The 20,253-nt window shown below is 75.4% G+C and carries 19 protein-coding genes; 8 read left to right on the top strand and 11 right to left on the bottom strand.

Translation table 11 applies throughout. The annotated features are described in order from the left end of the window. Window positions 1-257: 257 nt before the first annotated feature. The 6 genes from IE219_RS03455 to IE219_RS03430 all read right to left on the bottom strand — a co-directional run bounded on the left by IE219_RS03455 (window position 258) and on the right by IE219_RS03430 (window position 7,409). On the bottom strand, window positions 258-1,115 hold the full coding sequence (locus IE219_RS03455) for an ECF transporter S component (RefSeq protein ID WP_189975015.1): 858 nt from the start codon (window positions 1,113-1,115) through the stop codon (window positions 258-260). Next, a complete protein-coding gene (locus tag IE219_RS03450) occupies window positions 1,112-2,836 on the bottom strand; it encodes an ABC transporter ATP-binding protein (protein WP_189975014.1) in 1,725 nt (574 codons plus the stop codon). The genes IE219_RS03455 and IE219_RS03450 overlap by 4 nt, the downstream gene beginning before the upstream one ends. Next, a complete protein-coding gene (locus IE219_RS03445) occupies window positions 2,833-4,098 on the bottom strand; it encodes an energy-coupling factor transporter transmembrane component T (protein ID WP_189975013.1) in 1,266 nt (421 codons plus the stop codon). Before IE219_RS03445 ends, IE219_RS03450 begins: the two co-directional genes overlap by 4 nt. Further along, window positions 4,095-4,799, bottom strand: a complete 705-nt coding sequence (locus tag IE219_RS03440; protein ID WP_229849571.1) for an SCO2322 family protein — start codon at window positions 4,797-4,799, stop codon at window positions 4,095-4,097. The genes IE219_RS03445 and IE219_RS03440 overlap by 4 nt, the downstream gene beginning before the upstream one ends. Next, the gene (locus IE219_RS03435) at window positions 4,796-6,058 is read right to left on the bottom strand and encodes an SCO2321 family membrane protein (RefSeq protein WP_189975012.1); all 1,263 of its coding nucleotides are present in this window, start codon (window positions 6,056-6,058) and stop codon (window positions 4,796-4,798) included. Before IE219_RS03435 ends, IE219_RS03440 begins: the two co-directional genes overlap by 4 nt. A 313-nt stretch (window positions 6,059-6,371) precedes the next feature. Beyond that, window positions 6,372-7,409 carry a Strvi_7410 family MBL fold metallo-hydrolase gene (locus tag IE219_RS03430; protein ID WP_189975011.1) on the bottom strand — a complete coding sequence of 346 codons (1,038 nt, stop codon included), beginning with the start codon at window positions 7,407-7,409 and terminating at the stop codon, window positions 6,372-6,374. A gap of 109 nt (window positions 7,410-7,518) precedes the next feature. Here IE219_RS03430 and IE219_RS03425 point away from each other — a divergent pair, with 109 nt between their 5' ends. The 3 genes from IE219_RS03425 (at window position 7,519) to IE219_RS03415 (ending at window position 9,852) form a co-directional block, all read left to right on the top strand. Beyond that, complete coding sequence (locus IE219_RS03425) at window positions 7,519-8,979, top strand: aldehyde dehydrogenase (RefSeq protein ID WP_189975010.1); 1,461 nt, start codon at window positions 7,519-7,521, stop codon at window positions 8,977-8,979. Further along, window positions 8,979-9,212 carry a ferredoxin gene (locus tag IE219_RS03420; RefSeq protein ID WP_189975009.1) on the top strand — a complete coding sequence of 78 codons (234 nt, stop codon included), beginning with the start codon at window positions 8,979-8,981 and terminating at the stop codon, window positions 9,210-9,212. Before IE219_RS03425 ends, IE219_RS03420 begins: the two co-directional genes overlap by 1 nt. Before the next feature lie 70 nt (window positions 9,213-9,282). Beyond that, window positions 9,283-9,852, top strand: coding sequence for a hypothetical protein (locus tag IE219_RS03415; protein WP_189975008.1), 570 nt, complete (start codon window positions 9,283-9,285; stop codon window positions 9,850-9,852). A gap of 17 nt (window positions 9,853-9,869) precedes the next feature. On the opposite strand, the gene IE219_RS03410 is transcribed toward IE219_RS03415, so the two are convergent. After that, window positions 9,870-10,496, bottom strand: a complete 627-nt coding sequence (locus tag IE219_RS03410; protein ID WP_189975007.1) for a TetR family transcriptional regulator — start codon at window positions 10,494-10,496, stop codon at window positions 9,870-9,872. A 227-nt stretch (window positions 10,497-10,723) separates the two neighbouring features. On the opposite strand from IE219_RS03410, the gene IE219_RS03405 reads away from it, so the two are divergent. The 4 genes from IE219_RS03405 to IE219_RS03390 all read left to right on the top strand — a co-directional run bounded on the left by IE219_RS03405 (window position 10,724) and on the right by IE219_RS03390 (window position 15,043). Beyond that, window positions 10,724-12,055, top strand: a complete 1,332-nt coding sequence (locus tag IE219_RS03405; protein WP_189975006.1) for a glycosyltransferase family 4 protein — start codon at window positions 10,724-10,726, stop codon at window positions 12,053-12,055. Window positions 12,056-12,111: 56 nt separating this feature from the next. Beyond that, entirely contained in the window at window positions 12,112-12,861 is a 750-nt protein-coding gene (locus IE219_RS03400) for a class I SAM-dependent methyltransferase (RefSeq protein ID WP_189975005.1), read from the top strand. Continuing rightward, window positions 12,858-13,934, top strand: coding sequence for a prenyltransferase/squalene oxidase repeat-containing protein (locus tag IE219_RS03395; protein ID WP_189975004.1), 1,077 nt, complete (start codon window positions 12,858-12,860; stop codon window positions 13,932-13,934). The genes IE219_RS03400 and IE219_RS03395 overlap by 4 nt, the downstream gene beginning before the upstream one ends. 98 nt (window positions 13,935-14,032) lie before the next feature. Next, on the top strand, window positions 14,033-15,043 hold the full coding sequence (locus tag IE219_RS03390) for a helix-turn-helix domain-containing protein (protein WP_189975003.1): 1,011 nt from the start codon (window positions 14,033-14,035) through the stop codon (window positions 15,041-15,043). Between the two features lie 324 nt (window positions 15,044-15,367). Here IE219_RS03390 and IE219_RS03385 read toward each other — a convergent pair whose 3' ends face one another. Beyond that, a complete protein-coding gene (locus IE219_RS03385; protein ID WP_189975002.1) occupies window positions 15,368-16,216 on the bottom strand; it encodes a helix-turn-helix domain-containing protein in 849 nt (282 codons plus the stop codon). Between the two features lie 268 nt (window positions 16,217-16,484). Between IE219_RS03385 and IE219_RS03380 the strand changes: the two genes are divergently transcribed. Next, complete coding sequence (locus tag IE219_RS03380; RefSeq protein WP_189975001.1) at window positions 16,485-17,060, top strand: hypothetical protein; 576 nt, start codon at window positions 16,485-16,487, stop codon at window positions 17,058-17,060. Window positions 17,061-17,078: 18 nt separating this feature from the next. On the opposite strand, the gene IE219_RS03375 is transcribed toward IE219_RS03380, so the two are convergent. The 3 genes from IE219_RS03375 to IE219_RS03365 all read right to left on the bottom strand — a co-directional run bounded on the left by IE219_RS03375 (window position 17,079) and on the right by IE219_RS03365 (window position 19,999). After that, entirely contained in the window at window positions 17,079-18,089 is a 1,011-nt protein-coding gene (locus IE219_RS03375; protein ID WP_189975000.1) for an LLM class F420-dependent oxidoreductase, read from the bottom strand. A gap of 112 nt (window positions 18,090-18,201) precedes the next feature. After that, window positions 18,202-19,002: a hypothetical protein gene (locus IE219_RS03370; RefSeq protein WP_189974999.1), complete on the bottom strand. Its 801-nt coding sequence runs from the start codon at window positions 19,000-19,002 to the stop codon at window positions 18,202-18,204. A gap of 100 nt (window positions 19,003-19,102) precedes the next feature. Next, window positions 19,103-19,999: an N-acetylmuramoyl-L-alanine amidase gene (locus IE219_RS03365; RefSeq protein WP_189974998.1), complete on the bottom strand. Its 897-nt coding sequence runs from the start codon at window positions 19,997-19,999 to the stop codon at window positions 19,103-19,105. Window positions 20,000-20,253: the final 254 nt, after the last annotated feature.

Here is a 20,253-nt window from a genome sequence, read left to right as displayed (position 1 = left end):
CTCCTGCCGGTTTCGGCATGCCGGAACCAGGCCCCGGGGGAACCCGGGAATCTGGAAGATCCGGTGTGTGAGGCGCTGTGCCGGTGGGCACTGCCGCCTGGCGACGTCCACTACAGAAACAAATCCGGCGGATCGGTGCAATGCCCCCGGGTACGAGGGAGCATCGGACTCCCGCCCCCGCGCCCCCTCCCCGCCCTCCGGACGTTTCCGCAGGTCACGCCCGGCGATGGGCGTTTCGCCCGACGCGTACCGCTCTACTATTTCGCCTCGTACGTGACGTGGGTCCTATGAGGCGCCTCACCCGCGGACCCCTTCTCGGACCCCTCGAATGTGACCTGGGCCTCGAAGTTGGCCCTCCGGGTGGCCCTCCGCAGCGCCCGCAGCAGCGGCCCGCCGACCGTCAGGGTCAGCACCACGGTCAGCACCGCCCGCCCCAGGTCCCAGCCGAGCGACGTGGCCAGGACATAGGCCAGGAACCGGACCAGGTTCTCCCCGAGCGGCGCCCCCGGCGCGAACGACACCGCCTGCGCCATGCCGCCCACCGTCACCCACCCGTACAGATTGGTGACCGTGCCGTACGCGAACGCCGCCAGGAAGCCGTACCCGGCGAGCATCAGCCGCTCCGGCAGCCCCCGCACCGCCGCAGGCAGCAGCCCCGCCCCCATCGAGAACCAGCCCATCGCCAGCATCTGCGTCGGCATCCACGGCCCCACCCCGCCCGTGAGCAGCGCCGACGCGAACATCGTCACCGCCCCGAGCACGAAGCCGAACCCCGGCCCCAGCACCCGCCCGCTCAGCACCATCAGGAAGAACATCGGCTCAAGCCCCGCCGTCCCCGCCCCCAGCGGGCGCAGCGCCGCCCCCACGGCGGCCAGCACCCCCAGCATCGCCACCGCCTTCGCGTCCAGGCCGCAGTCCGCGATCGTCGCCACCACCACCGCGATGAGCAGCGGAAGGATCAGGGCGAAGAGCCACGGCGCGTCCGCCGCGTGATCGGTGACCGCGGACCCGGCGTCCGCGAACAGCGGCCAGCCGATGCCGGCCAGCCCCACCAGGGAGACCAGGACGAGGGCCGCGACCGAGCGCGGCCCCAGCCGGACGGGACGGTTCCTCACGCGCGCAGCGCCTCCTCCACCTGCTCGACCGTGAGCCACGGCCGGGGCGCCAGCACCTTCGCCACCTGCGGGGCGAAGGCCGGCGACGAGACGACGACCTCGGCCGTCGGACCGTCCGCGACCACCTCGCCGCCCGCGATCACCACCACCCGGTCCACCAGCTCCGCCGCCAGCTCCACGTCGTGCGTGGCCAGCACGACGGCGTGCCCCTCGGCGGCCAGCGCCCGCAGCCGGGCCACCAGCCGCGCCTTCGCCACGTAGTCCAGGCCCCGGGTCGGCTCGTCGAGCAGCACCAGCGGCGGCCGGGCGGTCAGCACCACGGCCAGCGCCAGCGCCAGCCGCTGCCCCTCGGACAGGTCCCGGGGATGGGTCCCGTCCGCCACGCCCGGCACCAGCTCCGCCACCAGCTCCCGGCAGGTGCCGGGCGCCGCGCCCGCGTCCGCGTCGGCCGCCGCGCACTCCTCGGCGACGGTCTCCGCGTAGAGCAGGTCCCGGGGCTCCTGCGGCACCAGGCCGACCCGCCGGATCAGCTCCCGGGGGTCGGTGGTGTGCGGGACGAGCCCCGCGACCCGCACCGAGCCGGAGGTGGGCGGGACCATGCCGACCAGGGCGCCCAGCAGGGTGGACTTGCCCGCCCCGTTACGGCCCATGAGGGCGACGGTCTCGCCCGGCGCGACCCGCAGCCCGACCCCGCGCAGGGCCTCCACCCGGCCGCGCCGCACGGCGAGCCGGTCGACGGCGAGCAGCGGGGCACCGGGATCGGGGGCGGGCACGGGCGCGGCGGGGCGGGCGCGGCGCAGCCGGGAGAAGAGGGAGGGCCTCCCGCCGGGCCGCTCCCCGGAAAGGGGAGAGAGGGGAGAAGGAGAAGAGGGGAGCGGCCGGGTTCCGGCGCGGGCGGTCCCCGTCCCTCCCTCCCGCCCGTCCAGCCGCTCCCGCAGCCCGTCCGCCCGGCGGCGCGCGTCGCGGACCGTCAGCGGCAGCGGGTCCCAGCCCGCCAGCCGGCCCAGGGCCACCACCGGGGGGTGGACGGGGGAGACGGCCATGATCTCGGCGGGGGTGCCGAGGACCGCGTCGGGCAGGAGCAGCACCCGGTCCGCGTACTGCACGACCCGTTCCAGCCGGTGCTCGGCCAGGAGGACCGTGGTGCCCAGGTCGTGGACGAGGCGCTGGAGCACGGCGAGGACGTCCTCCGCCGCCGACGGGTCCAGGGCGGAGGTCGGCTCGTCGAGGACGAGGACCCGGGGGTGGGTGGTGAGGACGGAGCCGATGGCCACGCGCTGCTGCTGGCCGCCGGAGAGGGTCGCGATCGGCCGGTCGCGCAGCTCGGCGAGGCCCAGCAGGTCGAGGGTCTCCTCGACGCGCCGCCGCATCACCGCCGGGGCGAGCCCCAGCGACTCCATGCCGTAGGCGAGCTCGTCCTCCACGGTGTCCGTGACGAAGTGGGCCAGCGGGTCCTGGCCGACCGTGCCGACGAGGTCGGCCAGCTCGCGCGGGTGGTGGGTGCGGGTGTCCCGGCCGCCGACCGTGACCCGGCCGCGCAGGGTGCCGCCGGTGAAGTGCGGGACGAGCCCGGAGACCGCGCCCAGCAGGGTCGACTTGCCGACGCCCGAGGGGCCGACGAGCAGCACCAGCTCGCCCTCCGGGACCGTGAGGTCCACCCCCTGGAGGGTGGGTCCCGCGGCGTCCTCGTACGTCACGGAGACGTTCTCGAAGCGGATCACGCGGACGGCTCCTTCGCGGGGTCGGACGGAACGGGGTCGGGCGGAGCGGGGGAGGGCGCAGCGGGGTCGGACGGGACCGGGCCGGGTGGAGTGGGGTCGGACGGGGCCGGGCCGGGTGGGACCGGGGCGACCAGGGCGGGCAGCAGGCCGGGCAGCACCGACAGCGCCGGCCACAGCGGCAGCGCGGGCGCCACCAGCGGCACCACCCCCGGGTGCAGGGCGTCCGGCGCGTAGGCATTGGCCCGGATCATCAGGACGGCCACCGCGACGCCCGAGGCGGCGACCAGCCAGGACCGGGGACCGAAGCGGTCCGGCCGGTAGCGGGTGCGGACGCTGCGGCGCCCGCCCAGCCGCAGCCCGGCGACCGCCGCCGCGAGCCCGGCGCCGAGCAGCGGCAGCCCGTATCCGGCGCCCTCGGCGGCGAGCAGCCCGTACGTGCCCGCGCACACCCCCAGCAGACCGCCGAGGGTGAGGACGTTCGTGGTGCGGCGCACGGCCGGCGGGACCTCGGCGGTGCGGCCGTAGCCCCGCGCGTCCATCGAGGCGGCGACCGCCACCGACCGCTCCAGCGCGCCCTCCAGGACGGGCAGCCCGATCCGGAGCACGGCCCGCACCCCGCCGGTGGACCGGCCGCGCAGCCGCCGGGCGGTGCGCAGCCGGACCACGTCCGCGACGAGGTTCGGGGCGAAGGTCATCGCGACGACGACCGCGACCCCGGCCTCGTACAGCGCGCCCGGCAGCGACTTCAGCAGCCGCGCCGGGTTGGCGAGCGCGTTCGCGGCGCCCACGCAGATCAGCAGGGCGGCCAGCTTGAGGCCGTCGTACAGGGCGAAGACGAGCTGCTCGGCGGTGACCCGGCCGCCGATCCTGATGCCCTGCGCCCAGTCGGGCAGCGGCAGCTCGGGCAGCGTGAACAGCTCCACGGAGCCGGGCAGCGGCGAGCCGAGGACCACCGAGAAGACGATCCGCAGGGCGACGACGAACAGGCCGAGCTTGACGAAGGCCCCGTACGAGCGGGCCCAGGGCGCGTCGGTGCGCCGGGCCGCCACCACGTACCCGGCGACGCCGACGATCAGCCCGAGCAGCAGCGGGTTGGTGGTCCGGGAGGCGGCGACGGCGAGCCCGAGCGCCCACAGCCACCAGGCCCCCGGGTGCAGCGCGTTGCCCCGGTCGGCGACCGGGGCGAGCAGCCGCGCGCCCGGACCGGCGCGGCCGGCGGCGGCCCGGCCCCGGGCCGCCGGGTTCTGGCTCGGCGGGGTCATGCGCGGCGGCGGGACTTCCAGACGGCCGCGGCGCCCAGCAGCAGGACGGCCCCGCCGCCGACGAGGAGGCCGAGCGACGGGCCCCCGCCGCCGTCGTCCTTCGCGGCGGGCGAGGGAGCGGCGTCGGCGGTGAAGTCGGGGCCGGTGGTGGCGGGGCCGGTGCCGCCGACGGCCTCGCCGCAGCCGCGCGCCGGATAGCCCGCGATGCCGCAGAGCATGGCGGAGGAGTCGTAGCGCAGCGGCTTGGCGACGGCGGCGAGGGCGTCGGCGGCGGTGCCGTTCCCGGTGACGACGGCGCAGCCGGTCGTCGGGGCGGTCTTCGGCGGGGTCTCGCCGGCCGGCGCGTCCTTCGCGGTGCCGAAGTCGACGACGACCGCGATCCGCTTGACGCCGGGCTTCTCCGGGACGCCGGCGCAGAGCGCGGCGAAGTCGGGGGCGACGGTCGGCTTCGCGGCGTTCGCCGAGTCCTCGCTGAGCGCGAAGCGGAAGCCGACGGTGTCGCCGTCGGCGGGCCGGGCGGTCGCCGGGCCCTGGGTGGCGTACGTCCACGTCCCCGCGCCGGACTCCCAGAACGACCAGTACCGGTAGCCGGCGGCCTGGGCGGGGGAGGCGGTGCCGAGGGCGAGCAGCAGGCCCGCCGCGCCGGCCGCCAGCGCGCCGGTCGGGCCCCTTCCGGCCCGGCCCCTTCCGTTGCGGCTCACTTCTTGCGGCCGCTCACGAGGAAGCCGATGCCGACGCCGGCGACCATGCCGATGCCGATGATCCACCACACGTCGAAGCCGAGGAACGACTCCTCCTCCTCGTCGTCGGTGGAGGCGGCGGAGGTGTCGGGGGTCTTGGGCGCAGGTCCGGTCGCGTTGAGCCGCTCGACCAGGTCGGTCTTCTTGCCGAAGTCGCGCGGGTCGGCCTCCATCGCGCGGGCGGCCAGGATCAGCTGCGCGTAGGCGGCGGGGCCGGTCTTGCGGGCCCACGGCTCCGCGTTCTGCTCCAGCCACTGGAGGGAGGGCTCGGCGAGCCGGGAGGTGCCGGCGGCGGCGAGGGCGACGACGGCGTCGGCGGTGTTGCCGAAGTCGGGCTGCTCGGCGGTGTCGGCGGCGCCGGGCATCGGCGGCGTCGACAGGTGGCCGTTCTTCACCAGCGCCTTGGCCAGGTAGGAGGCGCCGTTGAGGGCGGCCCGCTCGACGGTCGGCTCGTCGAGGTCGGTGCAGGTGGGGGCCTGCGCGGGGCCGGCCTTCACGGCGGTGATGCCCTTGCCGAGGCCGGCCAGGACCGCCGCGGCGGTGGCGTCGGCGTTGGCGGCCAGCTTGCCGTCCTTGTCGGGCTGGTACGCGAAGGCGCCCGGCCCCTCCTCGTCGGTGCAGGGCAGCGCGAGCGCGAGCAGCGCGTCGTAGGGGGTGCGGCCCTCGGCGGAGGTGAACGAGCCGGGCTTGGTGTTGGAGGCGGCGACGGCGCTGACGACGATGGAGGTCGAGTTGGCGTCGCTGGGGCCGCCGGGGGTGTAGCTCCAGCCGCCGTCCTTGTTCTGCACGCCGCGCAGCCAGCCGAGGCCGCCCTTGACCGCGGCGTCGATCTTTGCCGGGTCGGCGGCCTCGCGGCGGACCGCGCCGAGCGCCTGGACGGCGACGGCGGTGGCGTTGGAGTCCCGCAGCGTCGTGCCGTCGCAGGGCTTCGCCGGGTCGGGCCGGTAGGAGGCGAAGGAGCCGTCGGCGCACTGCTGGCCGAGCAGCCAGTCCACCGCGGAGTCGGCCGGCTGGTAGCCGGTGGCGCGCTGGGCGAGGAAGGCGAGCGACTGCCGCCAGACGCCGTCGTACGTCGGGTCGCCGGTGCCGTACAGGCCGGGCGGGAGCGCGGCGGCGGACGCGCTCGGCGAGGGCGCGGCGGACGCCGTGCCGGTGGCGGCGGTGCTGAGCACGGCCGCGGCGGCGGTGAGCGCGGCGGCGGCGCGGCGGACGCTGATCATGGTTGCCTCTCGTGCGGGCACCGGACACCGGCGCCCCGCGGGGCCCGCGTCCGGCGCCGTATTCCTCGACGGTGCCGGCGCTCACGTCCCGAGCGGGGCGTTCCGGCTCCGTGCCGGGGAGGCACGTCACGGTCGGGGGTGCCCCCTCTTCGAGCGAAGTCGAGAAACAGGGGGAGGGTCAGCGCCGGATTCGCACCGGCTTTCCCCCACTCGGGCATGAAGACGACCGGGCCACTCTACCGGCCCGCCACGGCCTCCCCCCGGCCGTGCGAGCCGCGTCACACCGCCCCCGCCGGGCGTGCGCGGAGTGTCCCTACACGGCGACGAAGGTCACCGGCTCCGTCCCCGCCACGGCCTCCGCGCGGCCCAGCTTCACCAGCCGCCGCAGGTGCGCCTCGGCCTCGCTGACGGCGATGTTGCGCGAGCCGTACGGGATGCGGTCCCAGGGCCGGTTCCACTCCATGCGCTCGGCGAGCTGCCACGGGGTGAGCGGCACGGCGAGCAGGGCGAGCAGCCCGGTGAGCCGCTCCTCGTGGTGGTCGAGGAGCTCGCGGACCCGCCCGGCGGAGTCGGTGAAGGCGTGCTGGTGGGCGGGGAGCACCTCGGCGACGCCGAGCCGGCCGATCCGCTCCAGGGAGTCGAGGTAGTCGCCGAGGGGGTCGGTGACCGTCTGGTCGTCGGGGTCCTCGTACAGGCCGATGTGCGGGGAGATGCCGGGCAGCAGGTGGTCGCCGGAGAAGAGCCGGCCCCGGCCGGGCAGTCCGGCCGGGTGCTCCTCCTCCAGGTGGAGGCAGACGTGGCCGGGGGTGTGGCCGGGCGTCCAGACCGCGCGGAGCCGCCGGCCGGCCAGGTCGAGCAGTTCGCCGGGGACGATCTCCCGGTCGGGCAGGGCCGCGCCGAGGCCGGGCAGGGTCCCCGTCCGGCCCCCGGACCGCGCGGCCCGCAGCGGCGCCAGGTGCTCCTCGGGGGCCCCGGCGGCGGCGAGCTTGCGGGCGAGGTAGTCGAGCCAGGTGCCGGGGTCGGACTCGCGGGTGCGGCGCACCACGGCGGTGTCGGCGGCGTGCATGGCGATCCAGGCCCCGGACTCCTCCCGCACCCGGCCGGAGAGCCCGTGGTGGTCGGGGTGGTGGTGGGTGATGACGACCCCGTGCACGTCCCCGATCCCGATCCCCAGCGCCCCCAGCCCGCCGATGAGCTCCGTCCAGGACCCGGGGTCGTCCCACCCGGTGTCCACGAGCACGGGCCCGCGGTCGGTGTCGAGGACGTGGACGAGGGTGTGGCCGAGCGGATTGTCGGGAATCGGCACCCGCAGCGACCAGACGCCACCGCCGTGCTCGGTCACCTGGTTCATGGGCGTCCTCATCTCTGGGTACCGGCGGGACCGTTGCCCACTATAACGAGAACTGGTATCAGTTCTGACACATCGTCAGAGAATTGCTGTTCCTCGGGAGGCGACGGGCATGGCCGAGCTTGTGGAGCACGGAAAGCTGTACATCGGGGGGGAGTTGACCGATCCTCTCGGTGACGCCTTCATCGAGGTGGTCTCCCCGCACACCGAGGAGGTCATCGGCCGGGTGCCGCACGCCTCCGAGGCCGACGTGGACCGGGCCGTGGCCGCCGCCCGGCGGGCGTTCGACGAGGGGCCCTGGCCGCGGGCGTCGCTGGAGGAGCGGATCGCGGTCGTCACCCGGATCAAGGACGCGATCGCCGCCCGGTACGAGGAGATCGGCCGCTCCATCAGCGCGCAGAACGGCTCCCCGTACTCCTGGTCCGTCCTCGCGCAGGCCCTCGGCGCCATGATGGTCTGGGACGCGGCGATCACCGTCGCCCGCGGCTTCGTCTTCGAGGAGCGGCGGGACGGGGCGCTCGGGCCGCTGCTGGTGCGCCGGGAGCCGGTCGGGGTGGTCGCGGCCGTCGTCCCCTGGAACGTGCCGCAGTTCACCGCCGCCGCCAAGCTCGGCCCGGCGCTGCTGGCCGGCTGCGCGGTGGTCCTCAAGCCGTCGCCGGAGTCGCCGCTCGACTCGTACCTGCTCGGCGAGATCGCCGCCGGGGCCGGGCTGCCGGAGGGCGTCCTGTCGATCCTGCCCGCCGACCGCGAGGTCAGCGAGTACCTGGTCGGCCACCCCGGCGTCGACAAGGTCTCCTTCACCGGCTCCGTCGCGGCCGGCCGCCGGGTCATGGAGGTCGCCTCCCGCAACCTCACCCGGGTCACCCTCGAACTCGGCGGCAAGTCCGCCGCGATCGTCCTGCCCGACGCCGACGCGGCCACCGCCGTCGCCGGGATCGTCCCCGCCGCCTGGATGAACAACGGGCAGGCGTGCGTCGCCCAGACCCGCATCCTGGTGCCCCGCTCCCGCTACGACGAGTTCGCCGAGGGCTTCGCCGCCGCGGCCGCCGCCCTCACCGTCGGCGACCCGCTCGACCCGGCCACCCAGATCGGCCCGCTGGTCGCCCGCCGCCAGCAGCGCCGCTCCCTCGACTACATCGACATCGGCCGCCAGGAGGGCGCCAAGGTCCTGACGGGCGGCGGCCGCCCGGCCGCCCTCGACCGGGGCTGGTACGTGGAGCCGACGCTCTTCGGCGACGTCGACAACTCCATGCGGATCGCCCGCGAGGAGATCTTCGGCCCGGTCGTCTGCCTCCTGCCGTACGGGGACGAGGACGAGGCGCTGCGGATCGCGAACGACTCCGAGTACGGCCTCAGCGGCAGCGTCTGGACCGGGGACGCCGAGCACGGCGTCGACGTGGCCCGGCGGATCCGCACCGGCACCTTCGGCGTCAACACCTTCAGCCTCGACATGCTCGGCCCCTTCGGCGGCTACAAGAACTCCGGCCTGGGCCGCGAGTTCGGCCCCGAGGGCTTCTCCGAGTACCTGGAGCACAAGATGATCCACCTGCCGGCCGGGTACGGGGGCCGGTGATGGGCGACCGCTGGCGCGTGGAGGTGGACCGGGGCGTCTGCATCGGCTCCGGCATGTGCGTGAACCACGCCCCGGACGGCTTCCGCCTGGACACCGCCCGCCAGTCCCACCCCGTCGCCCCGGAGGCCGACGCGGGCGAACGCCTCCTCGCGGCGGCCGAGGGCTGCCCCGTCGAGGCCATCCTGATCACCCTCGCCGACGGCGGGGAGCCCGTGTACCCACCGGAGGAGTAGCCCCCTCCCGTGACACACTCCTACCTCGATCACGGGACGAACGGGCCCGTGACCAGGGAGAAGGGCGCACATGCGGAGGAAGCGAGGGGCCGCCGCCGCGGCGCTGGCCGGACTGGTCGTGTTCGGGGCGGCGGGCTGCGGGGGCGGAGGCGGGGCGGACGTCCGGAGCACGGCCGGCTTCGACCGGAAGGCCGTGCACGAGGAGATCCTCGGGGTCGTCGCCGCGTCCGGGCTGCCGGAGTCGGGGCTGCCGGGCCCGGGGGAGGCCACCCCCTCCGCGACCCCGACCGCACCGCGCGAGCGGCTGCTCGCGAAGGCCACCGGGTGCGCCGCCGGGTGGCAGTACACCGGTCCGGTCGTGGCGGGTTCGCGGGCGGGCTTCGACAAGGCGCTCACCGCGCTGGCCGGGGCGGGGTGGAAGGAGCCGGGACAGCGGATCGAGGAGACGTCCGACGAGGTCGGCACCGTGGTCGGGGCCACGTTCAAGAAGGAGGGGTGGACGCTGTACGCCCGGCACACCTCGCCGAAGGCCCTGAAGATGGACGCGATCTCCCTCAACGCCACGGAGGACGCGTGCATGGCGCAGTTCAGCGAGCAGGACCTGGAGACGATGTACGGCGAGGACGCCGTCGGCCCCTGACCGGGCCGGGCCGGGCCTCAGCGGTGGGGCCGCTCCGGGGCCGTCAGGTCGATCAGGCGGCAGACCGTCTCGATGTCGATCTTCACCTGGGCGATCGAGGCGCGCCCCGAGAGCCAGGTGATCAGGGCCGAGTGCCAGGTGTGCTCGATCACCCGGACGGCCGAGAGCTGGGCCGGGGTGGGCTGCTCGGCGCCCATCGCGTCCAGGATGATCGCCGTGGTCAGCCGCGACACGGTGTCCACCTCGGGGCTGACGCCCCGGTCGGCGAAGGTGAGCGCCCGGACCATCGCGTCGGCGAGCTGCGGCTCGCGCTGGAGGGCGCGGAAGGCGCGCATCAGCGTCTCCGCGACCCGGGTGGCCGGGTCGGCGCCCGCCGGGGGCCGCTTCCGCAGCGTGGTGTGCATGTGCTGGAGCTGGTCCTGCATGGTCGCGACCAGCAGGTGGATCTTGGAGGGGAAGTAGCGGTAGAGGGTGCCGAGGGCGACCCCGGCGGCCTCGGCCACCTCCCGCATCTGCACGGCGTCGAAGCCGCCCCGGGCGGCCAGCCGGGCGCTGGCGTCCAGGATGCGGCGGCGGCGCGCCTCCTGCCGTTCCGTCAGGGGCGGCGTGGCGGGTCTGTGGTCCGCTCTGCTCTCTGCGGTCATCGAGGTCCCGTTCCGTGCGGTGGGGAGCGTCAGTATGGCGGAGGACGGGCGCGGTGCGAACCCGCGCGGCCGTGGTGCGAATCACCTGTTCCGGCGCTCGCGCCCGAGCTACCTGCCGGTAGATTCTGTGGTTCCCGAACGATCGAGAACGATCAAGTCTGTAACTTGTTCTACATTAGCGCGAGCGGTTACGCTCCCGCGAAACGCACGCTCGAAGGGGGTCGCGCATGACCGCTGAGGCCGTAGAGGCAAGCCCCCGACAGGGCGTCACGGCATCCGGTGACGGTCCGTTGCGGATCGCTCTCCTCACGTACAAGGGCAACCCCTTCTGCGGCGGCCAGGGCGTCTACGTCCGCCACCTCTCCCGCGAACTGGTCCGCCTCGGCCACACCGTCGAGGTCATCGGCTCCCAGCCCTACCCCGTCCTCGACGAGGGCGAGGAACTGCGCGGACTCTCCCTCACCGAGATCGCCAGCCTCGACCTCTACCGCTCCCCGGACCCCTTCCGGACCCCGAAGCGCGAGGAGTACCGGGACTGGATCGACGCCCTGGAGGTCGCCACCATGTGGACCGGCGGCTTCCCCGAGCCGCTGACCTTCTCGCTGCGCGCCCGCCGGACCCTCGCCGCCCGCCGCGGCGACTTCGACGTCGTCCACGACAACCAGACCCTCGGTTACGGGCTCCTCGGCGGCCCCCGCGCGCTCGGCGCCCCGCTGGTCACCACGATCCACCACCCCATCACCGTCGACCGCCGGCTCGACCTCGACGCCGCCGCCGACTGGAAGCGCCGCGCCTCCGTCCGCCGCTGGTACGGCTTCACCCGCATGCAGAAGCGGGTCGCCCGCCGACTGCCCTCCGTCCTCACCGTCTCCGGCACCAGCCGCCGGGAGATCGTCGAGCACCTCGGCGTCCGCGAGGACCGCGTCCGCGTCGTCCACATCGGCGCCGACACCGACCTGTGGTCCCCCGACCCGTCCGTCGCCGAGGTCCCCGGCCGGATCGTCACCACCTCCAGCGCCGACGTCCCCCTCAAGGGCCTCGTCTTCCTGATCGAGGCGCTCGCCAAGCTCCGCACCGAGCACCCCGCCGCCCACCTCGTCGTCGTCGGCAAGCGCGCCGAGGACGGCCCCGTCGCCCAGGCCATCGAGCGGTACGGCCTCGCCGGCGCCGTCGAGTTCGTCAAGGGCGTCACCGACGCCGAACTCGTCGACCTCTACCGCTCCGCCCAGGTCGCCTGCGTCCCCTCCCTCTACGAGGGCTTCTCGCTGCCCGCCGCCGAGGGCATGGCCACCGGCACCCCGCTCGTCGCCACCACCGGCGGCGCCATCCCCGAGGTCGCCGGACCCGACGGCGAGACCTGCCTCGCGGTCCCCACCGGCGACGCCGGGGCCCTCGCCGCCGCCCTCGGCCGGATGTTCGGCGACCCCGGGCTGCGGGCCCGGCTCGGCGCGGCCGGCCGCGCCCGCGTCCTGGACCGCTTCACCTGGGCCCGCGCGGCCCAGGGCACCGCCGAGCTGTACCGGGAGGCCCTGGCCCGCCAGGGCGCGGCCCGGCGCTGACCCGCCCCCGCCTCCCGCACCACCCGTACCCCCCGCCACTCGGAAGGGCAGACCCCGTGCTGACCGTCGACTTCACCCGCTTCCCGCTCGCCCCCGGCGACCGCGTGCTCGACCTGGGCTGCGGTGCGGGCCGGCACGCCTTCGAGTGCTACCGGCGCGGCGCCCAGGTCGTCGCCCTCGACCAGAACGGCGAGGAGATCCGCGAGGTCGCCAAGTGGTTCGCCGCCATGAAGGAGGCCGGTGAGGCCCCGGCCGGCGCCACCGCCACCGCCATGGAGGGCGACGCCCTCAACCTGCCCTTCCCCGACGAGTCCTTCGACGTCGTCATCATCTCCGAGGTCATGGAGCACATCCCGGACGACAAGGGCGTCCTCGCCGAGATGGTCCGCGTCCTCAAGCCCGGCGGCCGCATCGCGATCACCGTCCCGCGCTACGGCCCCGAGAAGGTCTGCTGGGCCCTCTCCGACGCCTACCACGAGGTCGAGGGCGGCCACATCCGCATCTACAAGGCGGACGAACTCCTCGCCAGGATCCGCCAGGCCGGCCTGCGCCCGTACGGCACCCACCACGCGCACGCCCTGCACGCCCCCTACTGGTGGCTCAAGTGCGCCTTCGGCGTCGACAACGACAAGGCGCTCCCGGTCCGCGCCTACCACAAGCTCCTGGTCTGGGACATCATGAAGAAGCCCGCCCTGACCCGGATCACCGAGCAGCTGCTCAACCCGGTCGTCGGCAAGAGCTTCGTCGCCTACGCCACCAAGCCGCACCTGCCCCGCACCGGCCCGGCCGAGGCCGACGCCCAGTGACCTCGCCCGAGCGGATCGCCGAGCACCTCGTCCTCCCCGGCGTCCTCACCGCCGAACAGGCCGCCGAGACCGTCGCCGGCATCCTCGCCGTCCAGCGCGAGGACGGCGCCATCCCGTGGTTCCGGGGCCACCACCTCGACCCGTGGGACCACACCGAGGCCGCCATGGCCCTCGACACCGCGGGCGAGCACGACGCCGCCCGGCGGGCGTACGACTGGCTGGCCCGCCACCAGAACCCGGACGGCTCCTGGTACGCCGCCTACCGCGACGGCGACCCCGACGACGTCACCGACCGCGGCAAGGAGTCCAACTTCACCGCGTACGTCGCCGTCGGCGTCTGGCACCACTACCTCTCCACCGGCGACGACACCTTCCTCGACCGCATGTGGCCGGTGGTCCGCGCGGCCGTCGGATTCGTCCTCGGCCTCCAGCGGCCCGGCGGCCAGATCGGCTGGAAGCGCGAGCCCGACGGGACCCCCGTCACCGACGCGCTGCTCACCGGCTGCTCCTCGATCCACCAGGCCCTGCGCTGCGCCCTCGCCCTCGCCGAGGAGCGCGAGGAGCCGCAGCCCGACTGGGAGCTGGCGGCCGGTGCCCTCGGCCACGCCGTACGCGCCCACCCGGAGCGCTTCCTCGACAAGTCCCGCTACTCGATGGACTGGTACTACCCGGTGCTCGGCGGCGCGGTCACCGGACCGGAGGCGAAGGCCCGCATCGACGCCCGCTGGGACGACTTCGTCGTGCCCGGCCTCGGCGTCCGCTGCGTCCTGCCCAACCCCTGGGTCACCGGCGGCGAGAGCTGCGAACTCGCCCTCACCCTCTGGGTGATGGGAGAGTCCGACCGGGCCCTGGAGATCCTCACCTCCCTCGGCCACCTGCGGGCCGCGAACGGCAACTACTGGACGGGGTACGTCTTCGAGGGCGACCGGGCGGTCTGGCCGGAGGAGCAGACCACCTGGACCGCGGGCTCGCTGCTGCTCGCGGTGGCCGCGCTCGGCGGCGAGGAGGCGACCACCGCCGTCTTCGGCGGCGAGCGGCTGCCCCGCGGCCTGGAGCCCGACTGCTGCGGCTGACCGCCGCGAGACGCACGTGAACCCCCGGTGACCGGGCGCTTTAGGATGTGCGTGCCCACGACAGGCATGGGCACGCACAGCAAGGGGAAAAGGGCGCGATGGACGGTGCGGGGTCGGACAGAGACCTTGGCCTCGCGGGCGAGCTGCTCGCGCTGAAGAAGGCGTCGGGATCGAGCTTCGCCCAGCTCAGCGAGAAGACCCACTACGCCAAATCCTCCTGGGAGCGGTGGGTCAACGGCAAACAGTTCCCGCCCCGCGACGCCGTCGAGAGCCTCGCGAGGCTCTGCGGCACCGACCCGGGCCCGCTGCTCGCCCTCTGGGCCGAGGAGGACGCCCGCCGCACCCGCCAGACGGACCGCACCGGGACCGAACCGGCCGACGGGGCCGAAGTGGCCGACGGGACCGAAGTGGCCGAGGGGGCCGACGGGACCAGAGAGGCCGGTGGGGCAGGCAGGACCGGTGGGGCAGGCAGGACCGGTGGGGCAGGCAGGACCGGTGGGACCGGTGGGACCGGAGAGGCCGACAGGACCGGCGGGGCCGGCGAGGGGGACGGGACCACCGCCTCCCCGCTGCCGAGGCCGTCGCGCCGCGGCCTGTGGGCCGCCCTCGTCCTCGCCGTCCTCCTGGTGGCCGGCGCGGGCACGTACGCCGTCGCCTCCTTCACCGGCTCCGACGACGGCCCGCCGCCCGCCGCCCGGCCGCTGCCGAGCGTGAAGGTGGTGGGCCCGGCCGCCGGCTGCACCCTCGCCGCCTGCGAGGGCCGCGACCCCAAGAAGATGAACTGCGGCGCCGACGCGGTCACCGTCCGTACCGGGTCCATCCCCAAGGACCTCGTCATCGAGCTCCGCTACAGCCGCGCCTGCAAGGCCGCCTGGGGCCGGATCTCCTTCGCGGAGGTCGGCGCCACCGTCGTCGTCAACAACTCCGACGGCGCCGCCCAGGCCGACGTCGTCCACTACGACCGGGACGTCTACACACCCCTGGTCGCGGCCCCCGACGACGGCTCGGTCTTCGCCTGCGCCGCCCTGCCCGGGAAGAACGGCCAGGACACCGCGCCCACCTGCACCGGCCGCTTCATCCCGAGCCGGGAAGCGGCCCAGGCACCCTAGGCCCTGTCCGGCGGATCTTCGCGGGCCCGCGACGTCTGGCACGTCCTCTCGCCGCACGCCCNCTGGCACGTCCTCTCGCCGCACGCCCGGATCGCCCGAGTACGTCCAGTACGAGGGCGACCCGGGCGCACGCCGAGAGAACGCACCGGACGCCGCGGGCTGATCCGCGAAGATCCGCCGGACAGGGCCTAGGCCCTGTCCGGCGGGACCGGGGTCCGGTGCTCCCCTGTGGCACCGGGGCCCGGCCCCGTCCCGGGCGCGTGCGGCGGTGCCAGCGTCGCAGCCGCCGCCCCGGCCCGTCTTGGACGAAAGCGCACCGCCGGGTCAGCCGGTGATCCAGGCGGCGTCCGCCGTCCCCGCCGCCGCCAGGAACCGCCCCGGCGGCAGCCCCGTCAGGTCCTTGAACTCCCGGCTCAGGTGCGGCTGGTCGTAGAAGCCGCACACGGCGGCGGTCTCCGCCGCGCCCCGCCCCGCCGTCAGCTCCCCGACGGCCCGCCGCAGCCGCAGCACCCGGGCCAGCCGCTTGGGCGTGATCCCGATCTGCTCCCGGAACCGGTTCTCCAGGTGCCGGGTGCTCCACCCGGTCCGGTCCGCCAGCTCCCGTATCCGCAGGTGCCCCTGGGCCCGGTGGAGCAGCCGCCACGCCTCCATGACCACCGGCGCGACCGTGTGCGCGGGGTCCGCCGCCGCCGTCCAGGCCAGCAGCGCCTCGTCGAGCAGCGCGAAGCGCTCCGCCCAGCCGGGCGCCTCGGCCAGCCGCTCGCCCAGCACCCGGCACCGGCCGCCCAGCACGTCCTCCGGGTCGGTCAGGACGTCGCCGAGGTCCGCGAGGGAGCCCCCGCCGAGGAGCCGGTACGCCGCCCACGGGGCGAGCGCCAGCTCCACCCCGTGCAGCCGCCCGCCGTGCCCCAGCACCCGGGCGCGGCTGTGCAGCCCCGACACGACGGAGGTGTGCCGCGCGGCGCCGGGCCCCGGCCCGCCCACCCGCAGCTCGCCGCCGAAGCCGATCAGGAGGGAGACCCGCCCGCTGGGCACGACGAGCCGCTCCTGCGGCACGCCCGCCCGCGCGCGAAAGCCGCGGTACGGCCGGACGGCGCCGCGCAGCCGGGCGTCCGGCTCGCCGATGAACCACTCGCACCGACCGCCCCCCGAGCACACCCGGTGTCTGACCATCGCTCTCCCCGCCCCCGCTCCTCGCCCGGAGCCGTCCCGGCTCCCCGGCACCACTGTCCGACCCGGCCCCGGGCCGGTGCCAGAGGTGCCGTCGTCCCAGGGACGCGGAGGGACGTCCCACGGTTCTGACCTGCGAAGACGCCGATGCGGCCGGGGGAAGGAGGGATGCCGGGGCGGGCCTCGGGGCCGCACCCGTACGGGCCGTCCGGCTGGCGGGGCCCGGGGCCCGGGGCGAGGCTGGCGGGACCACTCCCAGGAAGGTCCCGCTGTGTCCAGAACCCTCCGTCGCGGCGCCGCCGCGCTGCTGCTCTCCGGCAGCCTGCTCCTCACCACCGCGGCGTGCGGCGCCGACAGCACGCAGAGCCTGACCACCGGTTCCGCGGCGGCCGTGACCGCCGCCGCGCCGTCCCCGTCCGCGTCGGCGTCCGCCGAGCGCCAGAAGCTGGCGAAGACCCGCTTCGTGGCGAACGCGGGCCTGGCGGCGGGGGCCGCGTACCAGTGGATCGTGAAGCCGTACAGGGCGGGCACGTTCAAGAAGGGCGCGGACGGCCGGACCTTCGCCCTGGTGAAGGCGGGCCTGGCGGGTGCCTTCACCTACAACCGGCTGAAGGCGGCGGTGGAGAACGCCAAGGGCGACCCGCTGCTGTCGAAGGCGGTGGCGCCGCTCTCCTCCGGCATCGACTCCCTGAAGGAGCTGGGCACCAAGCTCCGCAAGGGCGAGGTCGGTGACGCGGAGGTCAAGGGCCTGGAGGGCGTCATCAACGACCTCAAGGACGCGGGCAAGAGCGCCGGCGCCGAGGTGAAGGACAAGGTCCCCTCGGCCTCCCAGCTCAGCGGCGGCTGACCGGCCGGACCCCGGCCGTCAGGAGTTCAGCTCGGCCAGGACGCGCAGCGTCTCCGGGTCCGGTGCCGTGACCAGCAGGTCCGTCACCGGGCCCGTCCGCCACCGGTCGAGCCGCTCCGCGATCCGCGCGCGCGGGCCGACGAGGGAGATCTCGTCGGCGAAGGCGTCGGGGACGGCGAGGACGGCCTCCTCGCGGCGGCCCTCCGCGAAGAGCTCCTGGACGCGCCGGGCCTCGGCGCCGTATCCCATGCGGGCCATCAGGTCGGCGTGGAAGTTGCGGGTGGCGTGGCCCATGCCGCCGATGTAGAAGCCGAGCATGGCCTTGACCGGCAGCAGCCCCTCGGCCACGTCGTCGCAGACGCGGGCGCGGACCAGCGGGGCGACGAGGAAGCCGGCGGGCAGCCGCTCCGGGAGGGCGTAGACCTCGCGCCAGCGCTCGGGCGACCAGTAGAGAGGAAGCCAGCCGTCGGCGATCTCCAGGGTCTGCGCGATGTTCTTCGGCCCCTCGGCGCCGAGCAGGACCGGCAGGTCGGCGCGGAGCGGGTGGGTGATCGGCTTCAGGGGCCGGCCGAGGCCGGTGCCGTCCTCGCCCGCGTACGGCAGGCGGTGGTGGCGGCCGGCGAGGGTGACGGGGGCCTCGCGGCGCAGCACCTGCCGGACGACGTCCACGTACTCGCGGGTGGCGGTGAGCGGGGAGCGGGGGAAGGGGCGGCCGTACCAGCCCTCGACGACCTGCGGCCCGGAGAGCCCGAGGCCCAGGCGGAGCCGGCCGCCCGACAGGTGGTCCAGGGTGAGGGCGTGCATCGCGGTCGCGGTCGGGGTGCGGGCCGCCATCTGCGCGACGGCGGTGCCGAGGCCGATGCGGGAGGTGTGGGCGGCGATCCAGGTGAGGGCGGTGAAGGCGTCGGAGCCCCACGCCTCGGCCGTCCACACGGAGCCGTAGCCGAGCCGTTCGGCCTCGCGGGCGAGTTCCAGGTGGGCGGGGGAGGGGCCGCGGCCCCAGTAGCCGAGCGCGAGTCCCAGGCGCATGGTCCGGACCCCTTTCTGACGGTGTGTCAGTTCGGTTTCCGGGACTGTACGGCAGCGGCCCCCCGACCGGAAGGCTTCCGGTCGGGGGGCCGCCGTGCGCGGGGCCGCGGGATCAGCCGCGCTGGATGCCCGTGGAGTCCTGGAGGACGCCGCGGCGCCCGTCCTGCGTCTGCGCCACCAGCGCCTGGCCGCGCTGCTCGACGGCCAGGTACCAGGTGCCGGGGGCCAGTTCGGCGATCTGCGCGCCGGGGTTGTCCTCCGCGTACAGCGGGCGCGCGGCCGGGACCGCGAACCAGAACGGGGCGAAGTCGGCCGCCGGGGCCGCCTGCGCCGCCGACGGCTGCGGGGCCGGCTGCTGGCCGAAGCCCTGGCCGCCCTGCGAGGCGTCCTGCTGCGGGCCCGGGTAGGGCTGCGGGGCGCCCGCGCCCGGGTAGCCGTAGCCGCCGGGGACGCCGGGCTGGCCGGGCTGCGCGCCGTACGGCTGCGGGGCCGCCGGCTGGGGAGCGCTGAGGAGCGGGGCCTGGAGGGCCGGGACCATCGGACCGGCCACCGCGGCGGCGGCCAGCACCAGCGCGGCGATCACACCGAGGATCAGGCCCGCGCCGGGGCTGAAGGCCTCGAAGACCGCCATGAGCAGGGTCCACGCCGAGGCGATCGCGAAGGAGGCGCCGACCTGGCCGAGCTCCAGGCCCACGACCTTGCGGGGCTGCGGCTGGCTGCGGGCGAAGACGACGAGCGCGGCCCCCGCGATGCCCAGGAGGAAGGAACCCCAGCCGACCGGGGAGTCCTCCCACGCGAACGTGGAGCAACCGCCGCCGTCGCAGCTGTAGAGGTTCAGGAACGAGGCGATGAACAGCACCACCGCAGCGCCGATCAGCACGCCATCGCCTCGGGTGAGGGAGCGGATATTCACGTGAGAAGTCCTTCGTCGGGTCGTCGTCGTGTCGGGCAGGCGCCGGTTCTCGGCACGGGGGCGGCCCCATCGTACGGAGCGAATCTATCGCTCGCGGGTTCTACCCCTGGAGGTAGGTCACGATGCCGTCGGCGATGCCCTGGGCCGCCTTCTGCCGCCACGGTCCGGACGTCAGCAGTGCGGCGTCCTTCGGATCACGCATATTGCCGCATTCGACGAAGACCTTGGGCACGGTCGAGAGATTCAGTCCGCCGAGATCCGAGCGGACGTCCAACCCCGTACCCCCGCCGAGGTAGTTGGCGGGCGAGGTGCCGGTCGCCCGGCGGAAGGCGGTGACGATCCGCTCGCCGAGGGTACGCGACGGGGCGACGATCGGGGAGGTGTCGGCCGCCCCCTCCTTCACCTTCGCGGGGACGATCACGTGGAAGCCGCGGTTCCCCACCGCGGAGCCGTCCGCGTGCACGGAGACGACGGCGTCGGCCGCCGCCCTGTTCCCGATCCGGGCCCGCTCGTCGACGCAGGGGCCGTACGGCCGGTCCGCGTCGTGCGTCAGGACGACCTTCGCGCCCCGGGCCTCCAGCAGGTCCCGCAGCCGGTGCGAGACGTCGAGCGTGTACGCGGCCTCCGTGTACGCGGGCCGCCCGCCGGTCGCGTCGGTGGAGGTGCCGGTGGTGTCGCACTCCTTGCGGTGGGTGCCGACGTCCACCGGGCGCGCGATCTCCCGGCCGTGCCCGAAGTTCCCGGGGTTGTGCCCGGGGTCGACGACGACGGTGCGGCCCGCGAGCGGCTTCGCGGCGGTGGCGGTGGCGGCGGCCGGGGAGGCGGACGCGGGCGCGGGCGCCGGGGAGGACGCGGTGGTGGAGGTGGCCGCGGACGGCCCCGGGGAGCCCTGCGCGGCTCCGGAGCCCGCCCCGCAGCCCGCGAGCACGGCGGAGCAGACGAGGACGGCGGCGGTGGTCAGGACACGGGGCGCGGGAATCCGGTGGTCGTTCGGCACCCCGCGACTCTAGGGCCTGTCCGGCGGATCTTCGTGGATCAGCCCGCGGCGTCCGGTGCGTGCTCTCGGCGTGCGCCCGGGTCGCCCTCGTACTGGACGTACTCGGGCGGTCCGGGCGTGCGGCGAGAGGGCGTGCCGGGCGTCGCGGGCCCGCGAAGATCCGCCGGACAGGCCCTAGGTTCTGTCGTCAAATGTCACGCCCACATCAGGAGTGATGCGAGAGTGACGGCTGCTTCGTAGGACTGGGCGGTCTT

The organism is Streptomyces termitum (genome assembly GCF_014650175.1).
In the GTDB taxonomy this organism is placed as follows: Bacteria; Actinomycetota; Actinomycetes; order Streptomycetales; family Streptomycetaceae; genus Streptomyces; species Streptomyces termitum.
This window is presented reverse-complemented; position numbering and strand designations above follow the sequence as displayed.

Coding starts and splice junctions, on each gene's coding strand:
- IE219_RS03415 (WP_189975008.1), top strand. CDS start 9,283: ATGCGGAGGAAGCGAGGGGCCGCCGCCGCGGCGCTGGCCGGACTGGTC.
- IE219_RS03390 (WP_189975003.1), top strand. CDS start 14,033: ATGGACGGTGCGGGGTCGGACAGAGACCTTGGCCTCGCGGGCGAGCTG.
- IE219_RS03420 (WP_189975009.1), top strand. CDS start 8,979: ATGGGCGACCGCTGGCGCGTGGAGGTGGACCGGGGCGTCTGCATCGGC.
- IE219_RS03445 (WP_189975013.1), bottom strand. CDS start 4,098: ATGACCCCGCCGAGCCAGAACCCGGCGGCCCGGGGCCGGGCCGCCGCC.
- IE219_RS03425 (WP_189975010.1), top strand. CDS start 7,519: ATGGCCGAGCTTGTGGAGCACGGAAAGCTGTACATCGGGGGGGAGTTG.
- IE219_RS03430 (WP_189975011.1), bottom strand. CDS start 7,409: ATGAACCAGGTGACCGAGCACGGCGGTGGCGTCTGGTCGCTGCGGGTG.
- IE219_RS03410 (WP_189975007.1), bottom strand. CDS start 10,496: ATGACCGCAGAGAGCAGAGCGGACCACAGACCCGCCACGCCGCCCCTG.
- IE219_RS03435 (WP_189975012.1), bottom strand. CDS start 6,058: ATGATCAGCGTCCGCCGCGCCGCCGCCGCGCTCACCGCCGCCGCGGCC.
- IE219_RS03375 (WP_189975000.1), bottom strand. CDS start 18,089: ATGCGCCTGGGACTCGCGCTCGGCTACTGGGGCCGCGGCCCCTCCCCC.
- IE219_RS03385 (WP_189975002.1), bottom strand. CDS start 16,216: ATGGTCAGACACCGGGTGTGCTCGGGGGGCGGTCGGTGCGAGTGGTTC.
- IE219_RS03405 (WP_189975006.1), top strand. CDS start 10,724: ATGACCGCTGAGGCCGTAGAGGCAAGCCCCCGACAGGGCGTCACGGCA.